Origin of the sequence: Burkholderia sp. AU33545, assembly GCF_020419685.1 — a bacterium.
GTDB lineage: Bacteria > Pseudomonadota > Gammaproteobacteria > Burkholderiales > Burkholderiaceae > Burkholderia > Burkholderia diffusa.
Genome location: NZ_JAIZRQ010000002.1, coordinates 163,844 through 187,964 on the forward strand (window position 1 = coordinate 163,844; position 24,121 = coordinate 187,964).

Below are 24,121 nucleotides of genomic sequence, written 5' to 3' on the forward strand. Positions count from 1 at the left end.
CCATAGGAAGACCGTCACCGCTTGCCAAACGTCGTAAATATGTGAATAAATCGTCTTTTAGGACTATTCCTATTGCAATTTCAATCTTCGATTAATTGACTATCATTTAACCAGAACCAACCGAAATTTTCCCGTATTACTTCCCGTACCATTTCCCCAAAAATCTGAATCCGATGGTTAAAACACTGCATTTCGATCATCTGCAAACATTCAAATTGTGTTGCAGTCGATTGACTTCCCTTCGACCCACTCCCAGTCTGTTTGCGCGCTGACGAAACCGAACCCACCAGCGCCGACCTCACTCCGCCCGCTCATGCTCCCCCAACCCGATCGCCTTGTAGTCATAAGTCGGATAGAACTCCGTCCGGTACGCGCCCCACGCCGTATCCTCGAGCACGCGATTGACCTCCCGCAGCCGCGACGCCGGCAGCCGCAGCACGACGATCTGCCCGATCCCCATCGTCACGGTCCAGCTCACCACCTCCACGCCCGGCGGCGGAAACGCCTTGTAGAACCCCTGCTTCGCGAGTTGCGCATTGAGCTCGGCGAGCGGGCGCGACTGGTCGTGCTTGAGGAACACGGTCAGCAGCACCGCATTGTCGGGCGTCGCGGCGGCCGTGCCCGTGGGCGCCGTCGAGCCCTGTGCCGCGGCGGGCAGGCTCCATGCCGCGGCGGCCGCCAGGATGCCCGCCATGCAAACGGTCGCGGCCCGGTTCGCCGCGCTGACAAATCCCTTCTTCATGCTTGCTCCGGTCGATCGTGTAGGAACGATGCGCACCGGCCGCGCAACGAACCGGCCGGCGCCTGCGCCTGTGCTACGCTGCGACGATCGATTCCCGCCTGCGGCCGCAACGCCGCCGGCCGAACGCAAACGGCATGCCCGCCGCCGCGAAGGAACCCATCGAAATGAAAATGACTTCGCTGAAGAATATGCCGATTTTCGGCGGCGATACGCCGGAAACCGTGCGGGTGGCCGTTACGCTGCTGACGGGCGCGTGGTGCATCTTCGCGTACCGGGTCGCCGTTTTCGAGTCGGCGGTCGTTCCGGCGCTGCTCGACCGCTTCCCGAGCGGCTCGCTTCACGCCGGGATGGTCCGGATGCTCGCGGCGACCTTCGTCGCGATCGCCGTCGCCCTCGCGCTGCTCGTCGTGCAGATCGCGCGCCGGAAGAACTGGGCGCGCATCACGATGATCGGGCTGGTCATCGCCACGCTCGCGTTGATGGCCTTCACCGTCGCGCACCGGCCGGCCGATTTCCTGAGCACGGTCTACTGCCTTTTCACGCTGGCGACCTTGCTGTTGCTGTCGCGCTCGAGCCGGCAGTGGTTCGACCAACCGCGACCGCAACCGGACGAACAGCCGTAACCCTCCCGGCCCGCGTCGCCAGCGTTCAGTACACGTCGCGCATGTAGCGGCGCGCCTTCGAAAGCCGCGCGACGTAGTCGTTCGCGGCTTCGTCCGACATCCCGCCGTGCTCGGCAACCACCGCCTTCAGCGCGGTATCGACGTCCTTCGCCATCCGCGCCGCATCGCCGCACACGTAGAAGTGCGCGCCTTCCTCCAGCCACGCGAACAGCTCGGCGCCCTGCTCGCGCATCCGGTCCTGCACGTAGATCTTGTCGGCCTGGTCGCGCGAGAACGCGAGATCGAGCCGCGTCAGGAAGCCGCTGTCATGCATCGCGCCCAGCTCGTCGCCGTAGTAGAAGTCGGTCTGCGCGTGCTGCTCGCCGAAGAACAGCCAGTTTCGGCCGCGTGCGCCACGTGCTTGCCGCTCGTGCAGGAAGCCGCGGAACGGCGCGACGCCGGTGCCGGGGCCGACCATCACGATCGGCACGTCGCCGTTCACCGGCGGCCGGAAATGCGCGGACTTCTGCACGAACACGGGCACGCGGCCGTCGTCCGCGCGATCGGCGAGGAACGTCGACGCAACGCCTTTACGCGCACGCCGCCCGTTGTGATAGCGCACGGCCGACACGGTCAGGTGGATCTCGCCCTGGTGCGCGCTCGGGCTCGACGCGATCGAATAGAGGCGCGGCTGCATGCGCTTGAGCATCCCGACCAGCTCCGTGCCCGACAGATCGACCGGGAACTCGTGCAGCACGTCCGCGAGCTGTTGCCCCCACAACCATTGCTTCAGGTCGGCCTTGCGATCGTCGCCGAGCAGCGCCTTCAGTGCGCCGTTCGCGCTGCGCGACGCGATGAACGCGAGCGTGTCGGGATGCGGGCGCGTGATGTCGAAGTGGCGCGCCAGCGCGTCGCCAAGGCGCACGTCGCCGACACCCGCCACCGACACGGGAGCGTCAGCCTTCAGCGCGGTGACGGACAGCAGTTCGTCGACCAGCTCCGGGCAGTTGGTCGGCCACACGCCGAGCGCGTCGCCGGTTTCGTATTCGAGGTTCGCGCCTTCGGTCGACAGCGACACATAGCGCGTGTCCTTCGCCGCGCCCGGCCGGTTGAGTCGCAGGTTCGCGACGAGCTTCGACGGCGCCGGATGCGCCTTGGTCGGCAGCAGCCCCGACGGGCTCAATCCAGCGGACGGCACCGCATGCAGCGCGGCATCGGCTTCCTTGATCCGCGCGACGACGCGCTCGAGCCACTGGTCGGCGTCGCGCTGGAATTCGACGTCGCAATCGACGCGCGCGCAAAGACGCGCCGCGCCGAGTTCCGCGAGCCGCGCGTCGAGCCGGCGGCCATGGCCGCAGAACTGGTCGTAGTTGCGATCGCCGAACGCGAGCACCGCGAAGTGCACGCCGTCGAGGCGCGCGGCGCTGCCGGCCTGCAGCGCTTCCCAGAACTCGCTGCCGTTGTCGGGCGCGTCGCCGTCGCCGAACGTGCTCGTCATCAGCAGCACGTATTGCGCACCGGCGAGCGACGCCACCGGATAGTCGGACATGCACGCGGTGCGGATCTCGAAGCCCGCGTTCATCAGCTGCGTCGCGTAATCCTCGGTCAACGATTCGATGTTGCCGGTCTGCGATGCCCACAGCAGCACGACCTTCGGCCGCGTGCGCACGATCCGCACACCGCCGGTCGCGCTGGCATCGCCCGGCAGCGCGGGCGCCGCGGCACCCGGCGAGCTCGCCGGCAGCGAGCGGCTGAACAGCCCCGCCAGCATCCCGTCGAGCCAGAACCGCACCGGCGGCGTGAGCGGCGCGCTGGCCGGCAGCACGGGCACGCTGCCCTCGCGCCGGCCGGCGCTCGCCTTCAGCCCGCTGACAAGGCCGGCCACGTACAGCCGTTCGGTGTCCGTCAATGGCGGCGGAGCGAGGTCGGCCACGCCGAGCGCGGCCGCGAAAGTGTCGATGTCTGCCATGTCGGATTCCTGTGAAGCAGTAGCCTGCACCAGCGCCGGGGCGGGCCGCGCGTCGTCGGCGCCTGCGTCGGGTTGCGCCGTCTCGTCGTCGGCGGCCGCGAACGCATCGGTCTCGACGCGCCGCAACGCGACCGCGCAGTATTTCAGTTCGGGTTGCTGCGATTCGGGATCGATCGCGTCGTTCGTCACCGCGTTGATGCACAGGTCGTCGCCGTACACGTCGTTCCAGTGCATCGGCGCGAAGCAGTTGCCGCGCCGCACGCGCTCGGTCACGACGGCCGGCAGCACCGCGCGGCCGCGCGCCGAACGAATCTCGACGCTGTCCTTCGCGGCAATGCCGAGCGCGCTCGCATCGTCCGGGTGCAGCTCGACGAACGGGCGCGGGTTCAGCTTGTTCAGCATCGCGACCTTGCCCGTCTTCGTCATCGTGTGCCATTGATGCTGCAGCCGCCCAGTGTTCAGGACGATCGGGAACGTGTCGTCGGGCAGCTCGGCCGGATCGACATGCGCCCGCGCGAAGAAGCGCGCCTTGCCCGACGGCGTCGGGAACGCGAGGCACGGCGCGTCGTGCCCGTCGGCCGCCGGACGCGGCGTCTGGCTCACGCCGTCGTTCAGGTAGCGGATCGGGTGCCGCTCGCGCGCGGTGCCCGGCGCGACCGGCCATTGCACCGGGCCCTCGCGCAGCGCCGCATGGCTCGCGCCGCGCAGGTCGTAGCCGGTCGCCGGATTCGAGAAGCGAACGATCTCGTCGAACACGTCGGCCGCCGACGCATAGTCGAACGCATCGCCGAAGCCCATCGCGCGCGCGACTTCCGCGACGATGCGCCAGTCCGGCAGCGCGTCGCCGGGCGGCGCGACCGCCGCGCGCATCAGCGTCATGTTGCGCTCGGAGTTGACCATCACGCCGTCGCCCTCGGCCCACAGTGCGCCGGGCAGCAGGATGTCCGCATAGCGGTTGGTTTCGGTGTCGAGGAAGGCATCCTGCGCGATCACGAGCTCGGCGGCCTGCAGCCCGGCGATCACGTTCTGCCGGTTCGGTACCGTGGCGACCGGGTTCGTGCAGATGATCCAGCATGCCTTGATGTCGCCGGCCGCCATCCGCGAGAACAGGTCGACCGTGCCCTGCCCCGTCTCCTTGCGCAGCGTGCCGGCCGGCACGCGCCACAGGTTCTCGACGAACCGGCGATCATCGTCGGACGCCACCGAGCGCTGGCCCGGCAGCCCGGGGCCCATGTAGCCCATCTCGCGCCCGCCCATCGCGTTCGGCTGGCCGGTCAGCGAGAACGGCCCGCTGCCGGTGCGGCAGATCTTGCCCGTCGCGAGATGCAGGTTGCAGATCGCGTTGGTGTTCCACACGCCGTGCGTGCTCTGGTTGAGCCCCATCGTCCAGCAGCTCATCCATTCCTGCGCGTCGCCGATCCATTGCGCGGCCGTGCGGAGGTCGGCTTCCGCGAGACCGGTGATTTCCGCGACACGCTCCGGCGTGTAGTCGGCGAGGAACGCGGGCATCGCGTCCCAGCCTTCGGTGTACGCATCGATGAACGCGGCGTCGGTGCGGCCGTTCGCGTGGAGCAGGTGCAGCAATCCGTTGGTGAGCGCGAGATCGGTGCCCGGCCGGATCTGCAGAAACAGGTCGGCCTTGTCGGCCGTGCCGGTGCGGCGCGGATCGACGACGATCAGCTTCGCGCCGGCCTTCACGCGGTCCATCATCCGCAGGAACAGGATCGGATGGCAGTCGGCCATGTTCGCGCCGATCACGAAGAACAGGTTCGCGCGATCGAAATCCTGGTACGACCCGGGGGGGCCGTCCGCGCCGAGCGACTGCTTGTAGCCGGTGCTCGCGCTCGCCATGCAGAGGCGCGAGTTCGACTCGATGTTGTTGGTCCCGACGAAGCCCTTCGCGAGCTTGTTGACGAGGTATTGCGCCTCGATCGACATCTGCCCCGACACGTAGAACGACAGCGCATCGGGCCCGTGCGTGTCGAGCACCGCGCGCAGCCGCCGCGCGGTCTCGGCGATCGCGTCGCGTGCCGGCAGCGGCACGAGGTCGTCCTCGCGCGCGCGCCGCACGAACGCGCGGTCGAGCCGCCCGGAACGGCGCAACGCGACGTGCGCCGACGAGCCCTTCGTGCACAGCCGCCCGAAGTTGGTCGGATGGTCGGCGTCGCCGGACACCTTGACGACTTCGCCTTCCTCGACGTGCAGCACCATCCCGCAGCCGACGCCGCAGTACGGGCACACGCTCTTGACGGGGGTGGCGGTCATGCGCGCTCCGGGGCGATCAGGCTGCGATCCACACGAAACCGTCCTCGACCCGCGACGGATACGCGCTCACCGACTGCTCGGGCGCCTCGAGGCATTCGCCGGTGCGCAGGTCGAAATGCTGCTTGTACAGCGGCGACGCGACGACGACACGCTCGCCGAGGCTGCCGATCAGCCCGCGCGACATCACGGCCGCCTGCGACACCGGATCGACGTTGTCGATCGCGAACACGCCGCCTTCTTCGGCATGCGCGACGTGAAAGACCGCGACCTGCGCGCCGTTGACGAGTGCACACACGCCGGTGTTCGGCACGATGTCGTCGAGCGGGCACACGCGGGTCCAGGACAGCGGAAGACGATCGTTCATGATGGGCTCCTTGGAAAAGACGCTGGTGTCGGTCAGGGTCAAACGGTTGCGGGTTCGGTGTCGGCCTGCGTCGCGCCAACGGCCACCACGGGAATCGACACGGGCTTGCCGCCCGTCCGTTCGCCGGGCGTCGCGGGCCGGATCTGGCCGCGCGTCTCGACGAATTCGATGGTCGTGTCCGGCGCGTCGCTGTTCACGAAGTGGCGGAAGCGCTTACGCGTGTCGGGATCGGTGACGGCCTTCTTCCATTCGCACTCGTAGGTGTCGACCACGTGCTGCATGTCGGCCTCGAGTTCGGCGCCGATCCCGAGCCGGTCGTGCACGACGACGTCGATCAGGTAGTCGAGCCCGCCTTCGAGGTTGTCGCGCCACACGCTGGTGCGCTGCAGCCGGTCGGCCGTGCGCACGTAGAACATCAGGAAACGGTCGATGTAGCGGACCAGCGTGGCACGGTCGAGATCGGACGCGAGCAGTTCCGCGTGGCGCGGCTTCATCCCGCCGTTGCCGCACACGTACAGGTTCCAGCCCTTCTCGGTCGCGATGATGCCGACGTCCTTGCCCTGCGCCTCCGCACACTCGCGCGTGCAGCCGGACACGCCGAACTTGATCTTGTGCGGCGCGCGCAGCCCCTTGTAGCGGTTCTCCAGGTCGATCGCGAGGCCGACCGAATCGTCGACGCCGTAGCGGCACCACGTCGACCCGACACACGACTTCACGGTGCGCAGGGCCTTGCCGTATGCGTGGCCCGATTCGAAACCGGCCGCGATCAGCTCCTCCCAGATCGACGGCAGCTGCTCGACGCGTGCGCCGAACAGGTCGACACGCTGGCCGCCGGTGATCTTCGTGTAGAGCCCGTACTTCTGTGCAACCTGGCCCACCGCGATCAGCCCTTCCGGCGTGACTTCGCCGCCCGGCATGCGCGGCACGACCGAATACGTGCCGTCGCGCTGGATGTTCGCGAGGTAGTAGTCGTTCGAATCCTGCAGCCCCGCATGCTCCTTCTTCAGCACGAATTCGTTGAAGCACGACGCGAGAATGCCCGCCACCGCCGGCTTGCACACGTCGCAGCCGAGGCCGTGGCCATGCTTCGCGAGCAGTTCGTCGAAGGTCGTGATGCGCTCGACGCGGATCAGGTGGAACAGCTCCTGGCGCGAATGCGGGAAGTGTTCGCACAGATGGTTGTTGACCGCGAGACCCTGCTTCTTCATCTCGGCCTTCATGATCTGCGTGACGAGCGGCACGCAGCCGCCGCACGACGTGCCCGCGCCCGTGCACGACTTCAGTGCGCCGAGGCTCGTCGCGCCGTCGGCCACCGCCGCGCAGATCTGCGACTTCGACACGTTGTTGCACGAGCAGATCTGCGCGCCTTCCGGCAGCGCGTCGACGCCGATCGCGGGCTTCGCCACACCGTCCGACGACGGCAGGATCAGGAATTCCGGCGACTCGGGCAGCTCGATGCGGTTCAGCATCATCTGCAGCAGCGTGCCGTATTCGGCCGCGTCGCCGACCATCACCGCGCCGTGCAGGAACTTGCCGCAGTCCGACACCACTAGCTTCTTGTAGACCTGGCGGCGCTCGTCCGCATACTGGTAGGTGCGGCTGCCGGCCGTCGCGCCATGCGCGTCGCCGATGCTCGCGACGTCCACGCCCATCAGCTTCAGCTTGGTGCTCATGTCGGCACCGGCGAACGCGGCGTCGGCCGCATCGGCCGCATCGGTGACACCGCCGCCGAGCTGCTTCGCGACCACGCGCGCCATGTCGTAGCCCGGCGCGACGAGGCCGTACACCATGCCGTTCCAGGCCGCACATTCGCCGATCGCGTAGATGTCCGAATCGCTCGTGCGACACGCGTCGTCGATCGCGACACCGCCGCGCGGGCCGATGTCGAGGCCGCACGCACGCGCCAGCTCGTCGCGTGCGCGGATACCGGCCGAGAACACGATCATGTCGGTGTCGAGATGCGAGCCGTCGGCGAACGCCATCCGGTGCGTGCCTTCCTCGCCGTCGACGATCTCGAGCGTGTTCTTGCCCGTATGCACGGTCACGCCGAGCGCCTCGATCTTCGCGCGCAGCATCCGGCCGCCGCCGTCGTCGACCTGCACCGCCATCAGCCGCGGCGCGAATTCGACGACGTGCGTGTCGAGCCCCATGTCGCGCAGCGCCTTCGCGCATTCGAGGCCGAGCAGCCCGCCGCCGATCACGACACCGCGCTTCGCGTGCGTGCCGCACGCCTGCATCGCCTCGAGGTCCTCGATCGTCCGGTACACGAAGCAGCCCGCGCGATCGCGGCCCGGCACCGGCGGCACGAACGGACGCGAGCCCGTCGCGAGCACCAGCTTGTCGTATGCGAGCGTTTCGCCGGATGCGAGCGTGACCGTGTGCGCGGCACGGTCGATCGACGCGACCTGGGCGTTCAGGCGCAGGTCGAACTGCGGATGACGCTCGAAGAAGCCGGGTTCGACGAGCGACAGATCGTCCGCCGACTTGCCCGCGAAAAATTCCGACAGGTGCACGCGGTCGTACGCCGGGCGCGGTTCCTCGCCGAGCACCGTGACCTGCAGCGCGCCCGCCGCGCCGGCTTGCGCGGCGACGCATTCGAGGAGCTTGTGGCCGACCATCCCGTGGCCGATGACGATGAGTTTCATGATGACGTTTCCTTCGGTCGATCAGTTCATGGCGTTCGCGGCGGCCAGCGCGCGGTCGCGCAGCTCGGCCTCGCGTGCCTTGTGTTCTTCGCTGAAGCGCACGGCCATCGCGCACAATGCGGTCGCGGTGACGGCGAGCCCGAGCAGGCTCAGCGTGTGCTGCACGTCGCCGACGCCCTTCAGCAGGAAGGCCGCGGCCACCGCGCCGACGTTGCCGCCCGCGCCGACGATCCCCGCGACGCCGCCGAGCGCCTTGCGGTCGATGAACGGCACGAGCGCATAGGTCGCGCCGCAGGCCATGTGCGTGAAGAGGCCGAAGGTCAGCATCGCGACGAGCGCCATGCCGATGCCTTGCGCATGCGAGAACCAGATCAGCCCGAGCCCTTCGCCGACGATCAGCGCGCACAGCAGCGCCGCGCGCACGTCGAGGCTGCGGCGCGCGGCGATCTTGTCCGACAGCCAGCCGCCGAGCGCGCGGGCAAACAGCGCGAGCAGCCCGAACAGGCCCACCGCGAAACCAGCATCCTTCAGCGACAACTGGAAGTGATCGACGTAGTACAGCGCGGCGATGTTGTGGATGAACACCTCGACGCCGAAGCACGCACCGTACGTGACGAACAGCATCCACACGCGATAGTTGCCGCACGCGGCGAAGAAGCTCGCCCAGCCGCCCTTCTTGCCGCTGTCGACCGTCACGCCCTGCTTGCGCAGCGCGACGAAGTCGCCTTGCGGGCAGTCCTGCGTGAAGCGCCAGTACGCCCAGGCCATCGCGAGCATCGCGACGCCCGGCACGACGAGCGCGATGCGCCACGACGCGTCGTCGCCGAAGCCGAGCATCAGGCCGGCGGCGACCAGGAGCGGCATCATCGCCTGCGTCGCGCCTGCGCCCGCGTTGCCCCAGCCGGCCGTCGTCGCGTTCGCGGTGCCGACCACGTTCGGCGCGAACATCACCGACGTGTGGTACTGCGTGATCACGAAGCCCGCGCCGATCGCGCCGATGCCGAGCCGGCAGATCAGGAACGACAGGTAGTCGTGCGTGAACGACACCGCGAACACGGGAATCGCACCGAGCAAGAGCAGCCCGGCATACACGCGGCGCGGGCCGAAGCGGTCGCACATCGGGCCGACCAGCAGCCGCACGGCGATCGTCGCGGCCACCGCGGCAATGTTGATGTTCGCCACCTGTGCCGCGGTGAGGTGGAATTCGCGCGCGATCAGCGGCATCAGCGGCGCGCATGCGAACCACGCGAAGAAGCACACGAAAAACGCCATCCACGTCATGTGGAACGCGCGCATCGGCGCGGTGCGGAAGCTGAAGAGATCGATACGGGTAGCTTTGTCGGTCATGTCATCCGCCAAACGAAAAACGGCGTCCTGCACACCCGGTCTCGTCGAGACCCGATGTGTAGGACGCCGTTGCCCATGAAGCCCGTTGCCGGGCGCGTCTGTAATCGGTACTGCGGACGAATCGCCGTTGATCCGCCCGAACCAGCTTACGCAAACGCCATGCCATGTCGGCCCGAATCGCGCGCGCGGCCCCGCCGCACAAGGCTCGCCGGCCGTCGCACGCATCGCTGCGGTGCGCCGTGCACGACGCGTCGGGATGCAACGAGGCACAGATGTGGTGCGCTGCAGCACTGTCGCCGTGCGACATCGCGGTGCGTGCTGACGGGGCGCGATGCACGCCGATACGGCATCGCGTGCGCCGCTGTCCCCCGGCCGTATGCGGGTCGGCATCCATCGTGGCGCGCCATGCAGCGCATATCGCCGTGCATATCGCCCCGCTCGCCGCCAGGCTCGCGCAGGTTGGCCCGGATATTGCTGAAACCTGTCTACACCGGCAACGGCGCCGGTGGGCAGTCCCCGCAAGTCAGGCCCGCCGTCGCAGGCGGGCGCAGCAGACCAGGACAACGACGTCCCCCGTGTTCGGCACGGCCGGATGCCGTGGTCGCTTCGACCGCCCGCCGCCGCCGCAAGCAACAACGCGTTATCGATCGCCGCACGCACGCGGCACTGGAATACGACATGACGACTGGTAAAGTCACGCTGCTGGGCGCCGGCCCCGGCGATCCCGATCTCCTTACGCTGAAGGCCGTGAAGGCGCTGGCGGCCGCCGACGTGCTGCTGCTCGACGATCTCGTCGCGCCCGGCATCGTCGAACTCGCGCCGCACGCGCGCGTGATCCGCGTCGGCAAGCGCGGCGGCTGCCGCTCCACGCCGCAGGCATTCATCGAGAAACTGATGCGCCGCCATGCGCTGCGCGGCGCGCACGTCGTGCGCGTCAAGGGCGGCGACGCGCTGCTGTTCGGCCGCGCCGGCGAAGAGCTCGCGACGCTGCGCGCCGCCGGGATTCCGGTCGACATCGTCAACGGCATCTCGTCGGGATTCGCGGCGGCCGCGAGCCTCGGCATCTCGCTCACGCACCGCGAGCACTGCCAGGGCGTCACGTTCGTCACCGCACACCGCCAGGACCACGGCGAGCCCGACTGGGCGGCACTTGCCGCAACCGGCACCACGCTCGCGATCTACATGGGCATGAGCCGCGTCGACAGCATCGCGGCGGGCCTGCTCGCCGCATTGCCGGCGTCGACGCCGGCGGCGGCCGTGCAATGGGCCGGCACGCCCGACGAACGCCGCTGGACCGGCACGCTCGGCAATCTCGCGCGCGGTATCGAGGCAGCGCGGCTCGGCAGCCCGGCCGTGATCCTCGTCGGCGGCGCGATCGGGGAAGCGGCCGTGCACGATGTGCCACACGCAGGTGCCGCGATCGAAACGACCCTGTCCCGGGCCGCGTAGCATGCGTGACACCACGCGGCACCGGCCGCCCATCTATCATGAAAGCAGCGGCGCGGCTCGCACCGGCCGCCAGAGCGCCGCACGCGGTGCCGACACGATGTCCGCACGGGGCCACTGCGCCCGATCCGCGTATCGTCGCGCCGCGATTTTGCCGCCGCCGTTTGCCTCATGAGTACGCCTGCTCCACCCTTGCGCCTGCGCGTGCTGCTCGTCACCGACACCGACAAGCCGATCGGCGAACTCGGCGACGCGCTCGCGCGCCTCGGCTACGAGATGCTCAACGACGTCGCGACGCCCGCGCGCCTGCCCGCCGCCGTCGAGGAGCAGCGCCCCGACGTCGTGATCATCGATACCGATTCGCCGTCGCGCGACACGCTCGAGCAACTGGCCGTGATGCACGCGACCGCGCCGCGCCCCGTGCTGATGTTCAGCCACGATGCCGACCAGGCGCTGATTCACGCGGCGGTCGGCGCCGGCGTCAGCGCGTATCTCGTCGAAGGCCTGTCGGCCGAGCGCCTCGCGCCGATCCTCGAAGTCGCGCTCGCGCGCTTCTCGCACGACGATGCATTGCGCCGCCGGCTCGCCGATGTCGAGCGCGAGCTCGCCGAACGCAAGCTGATCGATCGCGCGAAGCGCCTGCTGATGGATCAGCGCAGGCTGTCCGAGCACGATGCGTATGCGTTGCTGCGCAAGCGCGCGATGGATCAGGGCCAGCGCATCGTCGACATCGCGCGGCAACTGCTCGATGCGACCCACCCGTCATGAATGCCATGAAACCTTCGCCTCCCCCCGCGCCGGAACGCGCGCATCTTCGCCTCGGGTTCGTCGCGCTCAGCGACGCCGCCCCGCTGATCGTCGCGCAGCACCTGAATCTCGGCGCACGCCACGGCCTGACGCTGGAGTTGTGCCGCCAGCCATCCTGGGCCGCCGTGCGCGACAAGCTGCTGACCGGCGAACTCGACGCCGCGCACGCGCTGTACGGGCTCGTGTGCGGGCTGCAGGTCGGCATCGGCGGCCCGCAGACCGACATGGCCGCGCTGATGGTGCTGAATCGCAACGGACAGGCGATCACGTTCGCCCGCGGCCTCGCCGACGCGTACCGCGCAAGCGGCGACGTCCGCGCGGCGCTCGCGACACTCGGCCGCAAGCCGCTGCTCGCGCAGACCTTCCCGACCGGCACGCATGCGATGTGGCTGAACCACTGGCTCGCGTCACACGGCGTCGATCCGCTGCGCGACGTGCGCAGCGTCGTGATTCCGCCGCCCGAGATGGTCGCGGCGCTCGCGAGCGGCGAGCTCGACGGCTTCTGCGCGGGTGAGCCGTGGCACGCGGTGGCCGAAGCCTGCGGCGCGGGCCGGACCGTCGCCGTCACCAGCGAGGTCTGGCCCGATCATCCGGAGAAGGTGCTCGCGACCCGGCGCGATTTCGTCGCACTGTATCCCGCCACCGCGCGTGCACTGATCCGCACGCTCGTCGATGCGTGCGCGTGGCTCGACGATGCCGCGCACCGTCGCGACGCGGCCGACTGGCTCGCGTCGCCCGACGCGCTCGGCGTGCCGGCCCGGCTGATCGCGCCGCGCCTGCTCGGCGACTACGGCGCGGGGCCATTCGCGCAGCCGCCGCTGCCGATCCGTTTCCACGACGGCGGCGCCGTGAACCGGCCGGATCCGCAGGAAGGCCGCTGGTTCCTGTTGCAATACCGGCGCTGGGGCATGCTCGACGGCACGCAGGACGACGCGGCAATCGCCGCGGCGATCGCGCAGACGGCGTTGTATGATGCTGCGGTTGCCGAAGGCGATGCGGCGGGCGGGTGATCCCGGCACGGGGTGCCGGGGCCGCCGCGCAACGCTATGCCGTGCCCCGCGGAACGCCTTACGCGATGCGCCGGTCCGCGCCGGCGCGCCGCGCGGCATGGACGCACCTGCGTTCGTGCCGCCGATCCGTCCCCGTTCAGAATCGATGCCGAAACGAATGCGCACGCCGCTCGACGTGCTGCTCACCGAAATCCGCGCGTGCCGCGCCTGCGAAGCCGACCTGCCGCTCGGCCCGCGCCCCGTCGTGCGCGCACATCGTGACGCCCGCATCCTGATCGTCGGGCAGGCGCCCGGCGCCCGCGTCCATGCGAGCGGCATCCCGTGGGACGATGCGAGCGGCAAGCGGCTGCGTGACTGGCTCGGCGTCGACGCCGACACGTTCTACGACGAGACACGCTTCGCGATCGTGCCGATGGGCTTCTGCTACCCGGGCCGCGGCGCGAGCGGCGACAACCCGCCGCGCCCCGAATGCGCACCGCTGTGGATCGACCGGCTGCTCGCCGAATTGCCGTCGATCCGGCTGACGCTGCTGGTCGGCCAGTACGCGCAGCGGCATTTCCTGCGCGACACGCGCAAGGCGACGCTGACCGACACCGTGCAGGCATGGCGCGACTATGGCCGCGACGTGTTGCCGCTGCCGCATCCGTCGCCGCGCAACCAGGCATGGTTCAAGCACCATCCGTGGTTCGACGCCGAGATCGTGCCCGAACTGCGCCGGCGCGTCGCGCCGCTGATCGCCGGCTGACGAAGCCGGTCGCATCCCACTCCCTATCCGAATGACTCAGAACGACATCGACTTTTCATGCACCGGCTGCGGCCGTTGCTGCCACGACCTGCGCATTCCGCTGACCGTCGCCGAGGCCACCGCATGGCTGCGGCACGGTGGCCACGTGGAGCTGTTGTGCGACGCCATGCCATGGCCCGTCGAACCGGCCCCCGACGACGCGTTCGCCGCCTACAAGCGGGCACGTTCGTCGCCCGCGCTCAGCGGCTCGCTGCCGGTACGCGTCACCACCCTGCTCACCGCGTCGCATGCCGGGCCGTGCCCGAATCTGCTCGACGACCTGCGCTGCGGGATCTACGACGAACGGCCGCTGGTGTGCCGGATCTACCCGGCCGAGGTCAATCCGTTCGTACCGCTGATGCCGGACGGCAAGCAGTGCCCGCCCGACGCATGGCAGCAGGCGCCGCTCACCCGCGGCGGCACGATCGTCGATGCGCACACGCGCGAAGACATCGCGCGCGCGCGGGCCGCGAGCGAGGCAGAGACGCCGTTGCGCGCGCGACTGTGCGCGGCGCTCGGCATCGATACGGCAGCCGTCGCGAACGAAGGCTTCGCGATTCATGCGCCGCCCGCCGACAGCCTGCTGGCCGCGCTGAGCACGCTCGACGATGCGCGCGCGACGGGCGCCGCCGAGGCCGCCCCGACGGCATGGACGCTGCTCACGAATCGCACCGCGACCGCCGACACGCTCCGATCGGTCGGCGCATCCAGCCGGCTCGCGACCGACGAGGCCGGCACGCGCTGCCGCTACCTGGGCTTTCATCCGGCCGCCTGATTGCCCTGTCGCCGGGCGGGCGCACACCGCCCGGCCGGCCTGCGCGGCTCGCGCCCACGGATTCCGGCCGCGCCCGGTTCGCTGTACCATCGCGGCTCAACCGCGTCACGAACAGCAGAATCCTTCATGCCATCCACCGCCCCGCCGCGCCTGTACGGGATGCCCGAACGCAGCGACCGGCTCGATTTCTACATCCGCGACCAGGCGTCGCGCCAGGCGATCACCGAGCCGCACCGGCACGCGTATTTCCAGATCCAGTTCAATCTCGGCGGCGACACCGAACAGCGGATCGGCGGCGTCACGCGACCGTTTCCGCGCGGCGCGCTCGCGTTCGTGCTGCCGCACCGCGAGCACCTGATTCCGCATCCGGAAGGCGCGCACTTCGTCGTGATCAACTTCAGCCAGGCGTTCATGCGCGCCGATCTCGACGTCGATCCGCTCGATCTCGAAGATGTCCCCGCGCACCGCTTTCCCGAGCTGACGCCGTTCCGCTTCCAGGAACATCTCGACTTCATCCTGACCGGCGACGCCTTCGACGAGGCGCGCCGCCTCGCGCTGTGCATGCTCGATGCCGACCGCGTGCGCACCTTCGGCTCGACCACGCTGCTGCGCGGCTATCTGCTGCAACTGATCGGCCTCGTCTGCACGCAATACGCGGGCGCGCTCGACAAGCTCGCGCAGCGCGGCGCCCAGCGCGCGGGCCGGCGCGACGCGCTCGCGCGCGTGTTGCGCCACGTGCGCGCGAACCTGACCCGCGAGGACCTGACGCTCGCGGCCACCGCCGAGGCCGCCTTCCTGTCGCCGAACTACCTCGCACACCTGGTGCGCAAGGAAACCGGCAGCACCTTCACCGATCTCGTGACCGAGCGCCGGATCGCGCTCGCGCAATCGCTGCTCGCCCATACGAGCCGGCGCATCGCCGACATCGCGCGCTCCGTCGGCTTTCGCGACGAAGGGTATTTCGCGCGGCGCTTCCGCGCGCGGGTCGGCGTGTCGCCGAAGGCGTACCGGGACGCGAACGCCGCGCTGCCGGCCGGCGACGATGCGCCGGCGGCCGGCGACGCGTAGATTTGTCCGGTTAAAACGCAGTTGCGTCGCATCCGGGCGCGCATGCGTCGGGTATCGTTCCATGCATGCCGGCCCGTGGTGCATTGCGCGGGCGACGGCATCCGTCTTTTCATCGAACGAGGCCATCCGATGTCCGCATACGTCATCGACGCTTCCGAGCGTCCTTCCGTCGAAGTCGAACAGTCGTCCGCGCGCTTTCCGGTGCGCCGCGTCTTCTGCGTCGGCCGCAACTACGCCGACCACGCACGCGAAATGGGCGCCGATCCCGACCGCGAACCGCCGTTCTTCTTCACGAAGCCGGCCGACGCGATCGTCCCGGCCGCCGGCACCGTCCCCTATCCGCCGCTGACCAGCGACCTCCATCACGAAATCGAGCTGGTCGTCGCGATCGGCAAGGACGGCCGGTCGATCGACCCGGCCGACGCGCTGTCGCACGTGTGGGGTTACGGCGTCGGCGTCGACCTCACGCGCCGCGACCTGCAGGCCGAGGCGAAGAAGCTGAGCCGGCCGTGGGACTGGGCGAAGGGCTTCGATGCGTCGGGTCCCGTGACCGCGCTGCGCGCGGCGACCGCGACCGGCCACCCGGCAAGCGGCCGGATCTGGCTCGCGGTCAACGGCGAAACGCGCCAGCAAGGCGATCTCGCGGACATGATCTGGGCCGTGCCGGACGTGATCGCGTACGTGTCGCGCTCGGTCGAGCTGAAGGCCGGCGACCTGATCTTCACCGGCACGCCGGCCGGTGTCGGCGCGCTGCAGCCGGGCGACCGCGTGACGGGTGGCGTCGACGGCGTGGCGACGTTCGAGTTCGTGATGGGGGCCAAGCCGTAAGGCATCGTGCGGACGCACGTGACGCGCCGTGACGCGCCGTCCGTCCGACGGCCGTCGCGTCGCATCGTGCCGCTCCTTGCCGATCCGGCTCGCGTGCTGGCGAAAGCCGATGGTCGCAACGTGAACCGAACGTTCACCGCATGGTCAGCCAGGGATGAACATTGCCACGGCCGCCGCCCCCATGATCGCGGTCGCAATCCAGCCAAGGACAATCAGCGGCCGACTCGCCGTGAAAGCGCCCATGACCGATTTCTTCGAGACAAGGATGATGATGACGACCATCAGCGGTACGGCGACCACTCCGTTGATCACCGCGCTCCAGAATAAAGCCTTCATCGGACTGATTGGCGAATACTGGATTCCGAGTCCGGCAAGCACGCTGACGGCGATGATCCCGTAGAACCCGCGCGCATCGCCCACCTTGCGTTCGAGCCCCTCCTTCCAGCCCATCACCTCGGACAGGGCGTAAGCGCCGGAACCCGCCAGCACCGGCACACCGATCAGCCCCACGCCGAGAATACCGAGCGCGAAAAGCATGTACGCAAAGTTGCCGGCGAGCGGCCGCAGTGCGCTAGCTGCCTGCGCCGCCGTGTTGATGTCGGTGACGCCAGCCACATGGAGGGTGACGGCGGTCGCAAGAATGATGAAGTAGGCGGCGACGTCGGAGTACAGCATGCCGCTCCACGTATCCCACCGGATACGTCGAAGTTCCGCGTCGGCGACACGCGCGTCGCTTACCAGCGGCGCACTGCCGCGGTTCGCCTGCATGTCCTCGACTTCTTCGGAGGCCTGCCAGAAAAACAGGTATGGGCTGATGGTCGTGCCAAAGACACCGACCACCACGGCGGCGGCGCTGGCATTGGGTGTGAACCTGGGCCAGACCGTGCGCAGTGCAACCTGCCCCCACGGAACATGAACCGTAAAGAGAACCGCCGCGTAAGCGAGCAGGGAGACGGTGAGCCACTTCAGGAAGAAGACGTAGCGATGGTAGGGAACGAACATCTGCAGCAGAAGCGTCCCGAACACGAAGAACGCCGTCATGAGGTGACGATCGACACCGGAGACGAGCTCCGCAACCTCGCCCATGGCAGCAACGTCGGCAGCAATGTTGAGCGTGTTCGCAACGAGCAGCAGCAACACGACGCTCCTCAGCACGCTCGGCGGGAATGCGGTCTTGATGTTGGCCGCGAGCCCTTTTCCAGTGACCCTGCCAAGGTTCGCGCACATCGATTGAACCGCCGCCATCAACGGGTACGCCAGCGGCATCGTCCAAAGCATGTTCAGCCCGAATTGGGCACCCGCCTGGGAATAGGTGGCGATCCCGCTGGGGTCATCGTCGGCGACGCCGGTGATCAGCCCCGGCCCGACCCGGGATAGCGGGTGCTCCTTCAGACGCCCCCAAAGGCCCCGAAAAACGCCCGTGCGCTGCAATCCTTTGGCGTCCATCCACTCACCTCGTCAATGGGAAACCAGCACGGGTATCTTCGCCGACAGGAGGATGGACTGAGTGACGCCACCGAGGATGAACTCCATCCACATGGGATGAGAGTAAGCGCCCATCACCAGCCAGTCGTATGGCCCGTTCTCAATGTGTTCACGCAGTGAACCATGCTCTTCCGTGGAACCGATCCGAAGTACGGCTGAATCGACAGCGACGGCATGTCGGGTCAGGTGGTCCAGGAGACTCTCCGCGTCGTCCTCGCTGCCCTCCGCCGTCGGAGAAACGAACGCGATGATCCGGACCAACCGCGACAGCCGCAGCAGCGGCAAGGCATCGTGGACGGCCCTCACGGATTCACGGCTGCCATCCCAGGCAACGGCGGCCCTGACCAGTGATGGTGGTGCCGCGGCAGGCACAACCAGGACCGGGCGACCGCATCGGACGGCAACCGAGTGGGCGATCGGCAAGGGATGCGTTTCGGGCGAGCCTTGCCATTCGTCTTGGCCAATGATGACGAGGTCCGCGTAGCGGGCTCGGTCGCTGATGCCTTTGGCTACGTCGCCTTTCGCTTCGAACCAGCATGCATCAGCAAGGCGCGCCACGGCTTCTTCCCTGAAGGCCACCGTTGCCGCGGTACTGTCCTGTGCCAGCTTCGCGGAGAGATATGCAGTGACTTCCGCCACGCGGGTCGGTTTGTACAGAGGCGGAACCTCCGCCGGCGGGGTCACGTGTATTCCGCTCAGTCGCGCACCGACGCTCATTGCCAAGTCGACGGCGAATTGCACCCTGCGCCGCCCCGACTCGCTCCCGTCTACGTGCACCAGCACATCGCGCAGCATGTCCAGTCTCCCGATTGCTTCCCGGCCCAAGCCGAGGCGGCGGCGCGCCGCTGCGCGGGCAGACGCCAGCGTCGGTCACGGCGCACGGCAGCCTCAAAAACGAGCGATTCCGCTCCGCACATTAAACGTGGCACATCGCATGCGAGCTTTGATGCAGATCACGTTACGTCCCGCATCGAGTCAGGCACTGCGGAACAGTCGCTGTCTTGGCGAATACCGTTGATTGCCGGGCGGTACAAATGGTTTTGCGTCACCGGAACACCAACGTTCTCGGTGCGGCCCGCGACCATCGCACTCGGGACGCGAAGCCGACGCTCGCCAATTTCGTCGGACCGGCTCGAGCTGGCCGCACGCTGACGCTGGGGCATGTCACAGCCGCGAACTCCCGTTGTCCTTACGCAGTCTCCCGATCATGAAGCGTAGCCACACCGGGAAGCCTTTTGCCGTTCGGCCGAAAGGGCTCAGGAAGTCAACGGATACGCTATCCGAAAACTCGAGCCCATACCGCCCGAAGACGTCGCGCGCGGTCTTCGAAGAGATATGAGGCTGCCAGTGTCAAGAGACCTGAAATTACACCCGTCAGGATGTGCTCGACATAGGGGATTCGGTAGTGACTCGTGTGCGAGTAGACGTCGCCCAGCATTGTCAGGAAGCCGACGACCAGCGCATTGCCGTATCGATGCGTGTAGAGTTTTGCCGCAGGCGTGAAAGTCAAAAGTACGGCCAGAAGCCCGGTAAGCAGACCTGTATGCAATGCAATCGTCCAGTGGGCAACGCTCGTAATACTGCCCCAGCTCCCCGGCATGCAGGTCATGCACGCACTGGTCGGCTGCCAGAAACGCTGGATAAATAGCCTTGCACGGTGCTTCCATTCGATTGACATGATGCATTCCCATCAATGCCGTCGTCGCGGCCGACGCCACCGCACGCATCGTTGAAGGAGTTTCCAAACCCTTTGATGAGCTTGCCACCCTCGTCACGGATGGTTGACGGCGCGCAGCAGAGGCCGAGCAATAACCTGGACATGGGGGAATACTACTCCACGATCAGATGGCCGCTGTTTCGACCGGGGCCGGCATTCAACGCTTGCGCTTATCGGTGTGATCCCGTCCATGACGGGCATCGAGCGATGCGCTTTCGCGCGAAGTCGGCGTCCGGCATCGACCCGGAGCGGTCCATCAATTCGACGCAAACCGGCCATTCGTCTTGCAACCTATCGTGGCAGAACCGTCCTGTAATTCCAGCCTCGCGCTTGTGTTAGCCATTGATCGTACGTCCTTTGGCGATCTACCAGCTCCATGCTCAGCGCTGCCATGGCCATATACTCCAGTACGCGCCAGTTCGCATCGTCTCCCTTCCTGAAAGAGGCTTCGATGGCGTCCAGCGCCAGTTCGAACTCGTTGTGATTCAAGAATTCCTCAAATTCGGCGATCTCATCCGTGCACACTCCCTCGGCAGTTTCGGAGAGGTGAACTCGCGCCTCGCGTAGATACTCCGAGGTCTTGCTCCAGGTCGAGTGGAAATCGCGATCAGCCGGCATATGAGTTCTCTATAGATCGGACGTGCCCAATTGTCGGCAATTTGAGCCCAAGTGTCGAATGACCGATTGTGGCCGAACTCGGCCGGCCGCCGCCCAGCGCACGCGACCGGCGCAACCCGTTGCGGTCATTCTGACGACAGGTCGAGGCCCTTCCTAGGCGGGCCTCTCTGAACCAGATTCAGCCTCCAAGCCTCGCAGTGCTTATAATCAAACAATGATTACTATTCGAAATTCCCGTCCCGAGGAAGGCGCTCGTGCCTTTGAAATTTGGCGCCGTGCAGTCGACGCTACACATGATTTCCTGTCCCCCGAGGACCGCAAAGCCATTGATGATTTGGTCTGTGACTTCCTCCCGAAAGCTCCGCTCTGGTTGGCAGTGGATGCCAATGATTACGCCCAGGCGTTCATGCTCATCGACAACGGCCACATGGAGGCACTGTTCGTTGATCCAGCCTGCCGAGGGACTGGCATTGGTGCAGCCCTAGTCCGTCATGGCCTGAAGCTTCACCCCAAAATGACAACCGATGTCAATGAGCAGAACGGTCAAGCCGTTGGTTTTTACGAAAAAATGGGTTTCAAACGGACGGGCCGTTCTCCACTGGATGGACAGGGAAGACCATATCCACTCATTCACTTGGAGTACATCGGCGTCTAAGTGTCTGCTCATGGCCGAACCCGGCCGGCCGCCGCCCTGCAACGCGCGACCGGCGCCGATCGACCCATAGGAGCCGTTCTATTCGCCCGACCGCTTCGCACACGTGCGCCGAGTCAAGCGGCCGTACGCCCGCCCGTAACGATGGGCGGGTTGGCGATGACACGCCTTCGCGTTACGCGGCCACGGTCCTCGATCGATTGCAATACGGCGCAGGCGGCAATGGCCCCGACATGCCAGTCGCTTGTGCGCAGAAACAGTGAGATCAGCGGTGCCTTCCTGAACAATCAGGTGTGTTGCCAATCACCTACCGCGACGAGAAGCCTGCCACGGCGTTCGCAGCTCGGTTCATCGCAACGACTTCGTCATGGCTGGGAGTCGGGCCGAGCTTCGCGAAAAGCTCCGGCATCCGATCTCGCTTCACAGCGGCTTCTTCCTTGATCGCAGCAGCTAGGCCTTTGCGCATCATCTGCGCACCGTAATCGCAGCAGTAGGCAGGCGTCGACGGCTGTTGGCGCCACGAGTCTTGCAGCGAACCGGCATTGACGGGATCGAAGCCGATTTGATTGACCAATTCCATGATGGTTTGCTTGTCATCGTCGTCATCGCCCGCAACAGCAACCGCCAAACGGTCGGGCGACCCTTCCGGCAGACCGAGATGCGCCAGCGAATACGCGAGAATGTTGTTGAAGGCCTTGATGACTGGCCGGCGCAGCTGTCGGGATACCCATACACTCTCAGGCATCCCGGCGTCGATTTCCGGGATCCTCGGGTCGCGCAGGCCAGGATAGTAGTTGCTGGTATCGACCACCGGAACATGTAAAGGAACCGAGTCGAACAGGTTGGCCGGCAGGTTGGTCATTGCGGGTAGTGGAATCGCCAGGACAATCACGTCCGCTCGTGCGATCGCCCCCTTGACATCGCACGCCGTCGCGCCGATTTCGTTTGCGAAATGCACAACCGCCGCCGGCCCCTTCGAGTTCGCGACGCGGATGTTGTGACCCGCGGCCTTCAGACGGCGTGCAAGAGTGACGCCGATATTGCCGATACCGATGATGCCGATTTCCATGATGTTGCCCTTGTTCTCGAACTTGTCGTTGCTGTCGGGCTTTATACTAAGTAGTACACCCCACAGTGACAAGAACCTACAGAAAAGTGGGTAACGCACCAAAAGGTATGTATGGGAAAAATCAGACAATGGAACTGCGATGATCCGCAGCAGCGCGTCGTATGGGCTAACGCGACCACCGAGGCGTTACGGGTGCTCGATGGAAAATGGAAGATCATCATCATCTGCCAGCTTTTTGCCGCCAAAGGACCGGTCCGCTTTTCCGAGTTGGAGCGACTGATCGAGGGCGTCAATCAAAAGATGCTAATTCAACAGCTTCGCCAGCTTGAGAGAGACGGTATCGTCGAACGTACCGTGTATCCTCAGGTGCCCCCGAAGGTCGAATATGTGCTGAGCGAGATGGGAGTTGCGCTCGGACCGTCAATGGAGGCGCTCATTGACTGGGCCGAACTGAGGCGACAACGATTGGGGAGCCCTGAGGCAGGGTAACGACGCGCTCAAGACTACCGCCACGCCAATGTCCGTAGCCCAGCGCGCGCGACCGTCGCAGATCGACCCGAAGCAGCCATCGGGCTATCCCGGAAGCGGCCGTTCGCGGGACGCAGAGCAGCGACAGGAGCAATCGTGGCTCCCCTTTCTTACGAGCTATTCGTTCCTCCATTCAACTGGCTCAAAGAACCCCAGATATAGAAAGTCGGGGTGCGCCGCCGAACCCCCAAACGATAGATGCCGATGCCGCTCGTGAGATGGCGATCACCTAGGTGCGCGGCCTGCAATTGCCACGCGTTCCATAGAACTTCTGATTCGTTGAACGCATAGCCGTCCTGCGCATAGCATACCGTCGGCGGCTTCTGGCTGCCCTTTGGACCGAAAGGCGCGAGGTAGATGGCTGATGTTTTTAGAAGCGAAGCATCATCGCTCGGGTTTTGATGGCCTCGTGCTTGGGCGATCTGTTGAGCCAGTTGCGATAGAGATTCGGGCCTTTGGTCATACCAGTTCAACGATTCGAACTGCGCGTAGGCCAAGGGAAGATCTGGCCTGTGAATGCTAGCCTCGAGCTCAGTGTATTCATCGGTTCGCAGATAATGCGCTCGTGACAAGAACAAGGTGCGTCGCACGCGGTAGTAGCTAAAGGTGCCGGACAGGTTCTCCATGCCCCAGGCTTGCTTGTGTGGCCACCAAGCGTCATACATGACCGCATCTGCATCAAACGCGATCACGCGAATAGGATGCTCTGTCCAGTCCGTTTGGAAAACAGCACCAAGTTCAAGTGGAGGGTAGTTCATGTATGACTAGGCACCTCATACGATTTCGTGACTGGGAGTGGCCAAAGACCCATACGCAATTGTCAACGATCTGGACGTTGAAGTCGACCGACCGCTTGTGACCGAACGCGGCCGTCCGCCGCCCTGCGACGCGCGACCGACGCAGATCGACCCGAAGCGGATCTTCAGTGTACTTGCCTGGAACGTCCGCAAACAGATGTATAAGAGCCGCCGACGTTAGACACTCGTCTGTCCGCGATGCGCCAACGAACTTGTCAAAGATGCAAGTAGACATGCTTGCCGAACGCGCGTATTACCTCTTCATTACGAGACACAAAAATCCACTGACCCACTCGGTTCGAAACGAGAAGCCCGGCGTCAATCAACGTCGCGATATGTGCAGATACCGTAGACTGCGATAGACCGCTACGTGCATGGATCGCATTCGACGGCACGCCATGACGAAAGTCGACGACTCCTCTCGCGAATCCTCGATCCGGCGTTTTCAGCCACGCCAGAATTTCGCGCCTCAAGGGGTTTGCGAGCGCCTTATGAATCAGATTTTCGTCAATCATGATGTTCGACCAGCATCGGGATAGAAGTCGGCGATATGAAGCAATGCGGGGGGCTGGCATACGATATGCTCCGCCCCGACCGCTCTGC

General features: G+C 66.4%; 22 protein-coding genes. 10 read left to right on the top strand and 12 right to left on the bottom strand.

Annotated elements, in window-relative coordinates:
• Positions 1-298: 298 nt before the first annotated feature.
• A complete protein-coding gene (locus LGM71_RS06630) occupies positions 299-742 on the bottom strand; it encodes a hypothetical protein (RefSeq protein WP_409360405.1) in 444 nt (147 codons plus the stop codon).
• Between the two features lie 170 nt (positions 743-912).
• On the opposite strand from LGM71_RS06630, the gene LGM71_RS06635 reads away from it, so the two are divergent.
• Positions 913-1,365: a hypothetical protein gene (locus tag LGM71_RS06635; protein WP_124622904.1), complete on the top strand. Its 453-nt coding sequence runs from the start codon at positions 913-915 to the stop codon at positions 1,363-1,365.
• Between the two features lie 25 nt (positions 1,366-1,390).
• Here the strand turns inward: LGM71_RS06635 and LGM71_RS06640 are convergent, their stop codons facing one another.
• Genes LGM71_RS06640 through LGM71_RS06655 form a run of 4 tightly spaced genes read right to left on the bottom strand, consistent with a single transcriptional unit; the run spans position 1,391 to position 9,934 of the window.
• Positions 1,391-5,578 carry a bifunctional nitrate reductase/sulfite reductase flavoprotein subunit alpha gene (locus tag LGM71_RS06640; protein ID WP_226114338.1) on the bottom strand — a complete coding sequence of 1,396 codons (4,188 nt, stop codon included), beginning with the start codon at positions 5,576-5,578 and terminating at the stop codon, positions 1,391-1,393.
• 16 nt (positions 5,579-5,594) lie between these two features.
• On the bottom strand, positions 5,595-5,942 hold the full coding sequence (nirD, locus tag LGM71_RS06645; RefSeq protein ID WP_124622908.1) for a nitrite reductase small subunit NirD: 348 nt from the start codon (positions 5,940-5,942) through the stop codon (positions 5,595-5,597).
• Positions 5,943-5,980: 38 nt separating this feature from the next.
• Positions 5,981-8,587 (bottom strand): nitrite reductase large subunit NirB, encoded by a 2,607-nt coding sequence (nirB, locus tag LGM71_RS06650; RefSeq protein ID WP_226114339.1) that lies wholly within the window; start codon positions 8,585-8,587, stop codon positions 5,981-5,983.
• A gap of 21 nt (positions 8,588-8,608) precedes the next feature.
• A complete protein-coding gene (locus LGM71_RS06655; protein ID WP_226114340.1) occupies positions 8,609-9,934 on the bottom strand; it encodes an MFS transporter in 1,326 nt (441 codons plus the stop codon).
• 678 nt (positions 9,935-10,612) lie between these two features.
• Between LGM71_RS06655 and cobA the strand changes: the two genes are divergently transcribed.
• From cobA to LGM71_RS06690, 7 genes are all read left to right on the top strand, one after another.
• Positions 10,613-11,383, top strand: a complete 771-nt coding sequence (cobA, locus tag LGM71_RS06660; RefSeq protein WP_124903878.1) for a uroporphyrinogen-III C-methyltransferase — start codon at positions 10,613-10,615, stop codon at positions 11,381-11,383.
• Between the two features lie 168 nt (positions 11,384-11,551).
• Positions 11,552-12,148, top strand: coding sequence for an ANTAR domain-containing response regulator (locus tag LGM71_RS06665; RefSeq protein WP_059600584.1), 597 nt, complete (start codon positions 11,552-11,554; stop codon positions 12,146-12,148).
• Between the two features lie 5 nt (positions 12,149-12,153).
• Complete coding sequence (locus LGM71_RS06670) at positions 12,154-13,197, top strand: CmpA/NrtA family ABC transporter substrate-binding protein (protein WP_151047306.1); 1,044 nt, start codon at positions 12,154-12,156, stop codon at positions 13,195-13,197.
• A gap of 145 nt (positions 13,198-13,342) precedes the next feature.
• Positions 13,343-13,942 carry a uracil-DNA glycosylase family protein gene (locus LGM71_RS06675; protein WP_124903874.1) on the top strand — a complete coding sequence of 200 codons (600 nt, stop codon included), beginning with the start codon at positions 13,343-13,345 and terminating at the stop codon, positions 13,940-13,942.
• A 31-nt stretch (positions 13,943-13,973) separates the two neighbouring features.
• The gene (locus tag LGM71_RS06680) at positions 13,974-14,756 is read left to right on the top strand and encodes a YkgJ family cysteine cluster protein (protein ID WP_226114341.1); all 783 of its coding nucleotides are present in this window, start codon (positions 13,974-13,976) and stop codon (positions 14,754-14,756) included.
• A gap of 126 nt (positions 14,757-14,882) precedes the next feature.
• On the top strand, positions 14,883-15,824 hold the full coding sequence (locus LGM71_RS06685; protein ID WP_226114342.1) for a helix-turn-helix transcriptional regulator: 942 nt from the start codon (positions 14,883-14,885) through the stop codon (positions 15,822-15,824).
• Between the two features lie 129 nt (positions 15,825-15,953).
• Entirely contained in the window at positions 15,954-16,652 is a 699-nt protein-coding gene (locus tag LGM71_RS06690; RefSeq protein WP_151047321.1) for a fumarylacetoacetate hydrolase family protein, read from the top strand.
• Positions 16,653-16,796: 144 nt separating this feature from the next.
• Here the strand turns inward: LGM71_RS06690 and LGM71_RS06695 are convergent, their stop codons facing one another.
• From LGM71_RS06695 to LGM71_RS06710, 4 genes are all read right to left on the bottom strand, one after another.
• Entirely contained in the window at positions 16,797-18,098 is a 1,302-nt protein-coding gene (locus LGM71_RS06695) for an NRAMP family divalent metal transporter (RefSeq protein ID WP_226114343.1), read from the bottom strand.
• A 12-nt stretch (positions 18,099-18,110) separates the two neighbouring features.
• Entirely contained in the window at positions 18,111-18,932 is an 822-nt protein-coding gene (locus LGM71_RS06700; protein ID WP_124903866.1) for a universal stress protein, read from the bottom strand.
• Between the two features lie 481 nt (positions 18,933-19,413).
• The gene (locus LGM71_RS06705) at positions 19,414-19,815 is read right to left on the bottom strand and encodes a hypothetical protein (RefSeq protein ID WP_226114344.1); all 402 of its coding nucleotides are present in this window, start codon (positions 19,813-19,815) and stop codon (positions 19,414-19,416) included.
• A 330-nt stretch (positions 19,816-20,145) separates the two neighbouring features.
• Positions 20,146-20,472 carry a hypothetical protein gene (locus tag LGM71_RS06710; protein WP_226114345.1) on the bottom strand — a complete coding sequence of 109 codons (327 nt, stop codon included), beginning with the start codon at positions 20,470-20,472 and terminating at the stop codon, positions 20,146-20,148.
• A 214-nt stretch (positions 20,473-20,686) separates the two neighbouring features.
• On the opposite strand from LGM71_RS06710, the gene LGM71_RS06715 reads away from it, so the two are divergent.
• On the top strand, positions 20,687-21,127 hold the full coding sequence (locus LGM71_RS06715) for an acetyltransferase (protein ID WP_226114346.1): 441 nt from the start codon (positions 20,687-20,689) through the stop codon (positions 21,125-21,127).
• Positions 21,128-21,431: 304 nt separating this feature from the next.
• Here LGM71_RS06715 and LGM71_RS06720 read toward each other — a convergent pair whose 3' ends face one another.
• Positions 21,432-22,193, bottom strand: a complete 762-nt coding sequence (locus LGM71_RS06720; RefSeq protein WP_226114347.1) for an NADPH-dependent F420 reductase — start codon at positions 22,191-22,193, stop codon at positions 21,432-21,434.
• Between the two features lie 111 nt (positions 22,194-22,304).
• Here LGM71_RS06720 and LGM71_RS06725 point away from each other — a divergent pair, with 111 nt between their 5' ends.
• Positions 22,305-22,682 carry a winged helix-turn-helix transcriptional regulator gene (locus tag LGM71_RS06725; RefSeq protein ID WP_226114348.1) on the top strand — a complete coding sequence of 126 codons (378 nt, stop codon included), beginning with the start codon at positions 22,305-22,307 and terminating at the stop codon, positions 22,680-22,682.
• 149 nt (positions 22,683-22,831) lie between these two features.
• On the opposite strand, the gene LGM71_RS06730 is transcribed toward LGM71_RS06725, so the two are convergent.
• Both LGM71_RS06730 and LGM71_RS06735 read right to left on the bottom strand, forming a co-directional pair.
• Positions 22,832-23,479 (bottom strand): hypothetical protein, encoded by a 648-nt coding sequence (locus LGM71_RS06730; protein ID WP_226114349.1) that lies wholly within the window; start codon positions 23,477-23,479, stop codon positions 22,832-22,834.
• A 254-nt stretch (positions 23,480-23,733) separates the two neighbouring features.
• Positions 23,734-24,033 carry an ArsR/SmtB family transcription factor gene (locus LGM71_RS06735; protein WP_082728813.1) on the bottom strand — a complete coding sequence of 100 codons (300 nt, stop codon included), beginning with the start codon at positions 24,031-24,033 and terminating at the stop codon, positions 23,734-23,736.
• Positions 24,034-24,121: the final 88 nt, after the last annotated feature.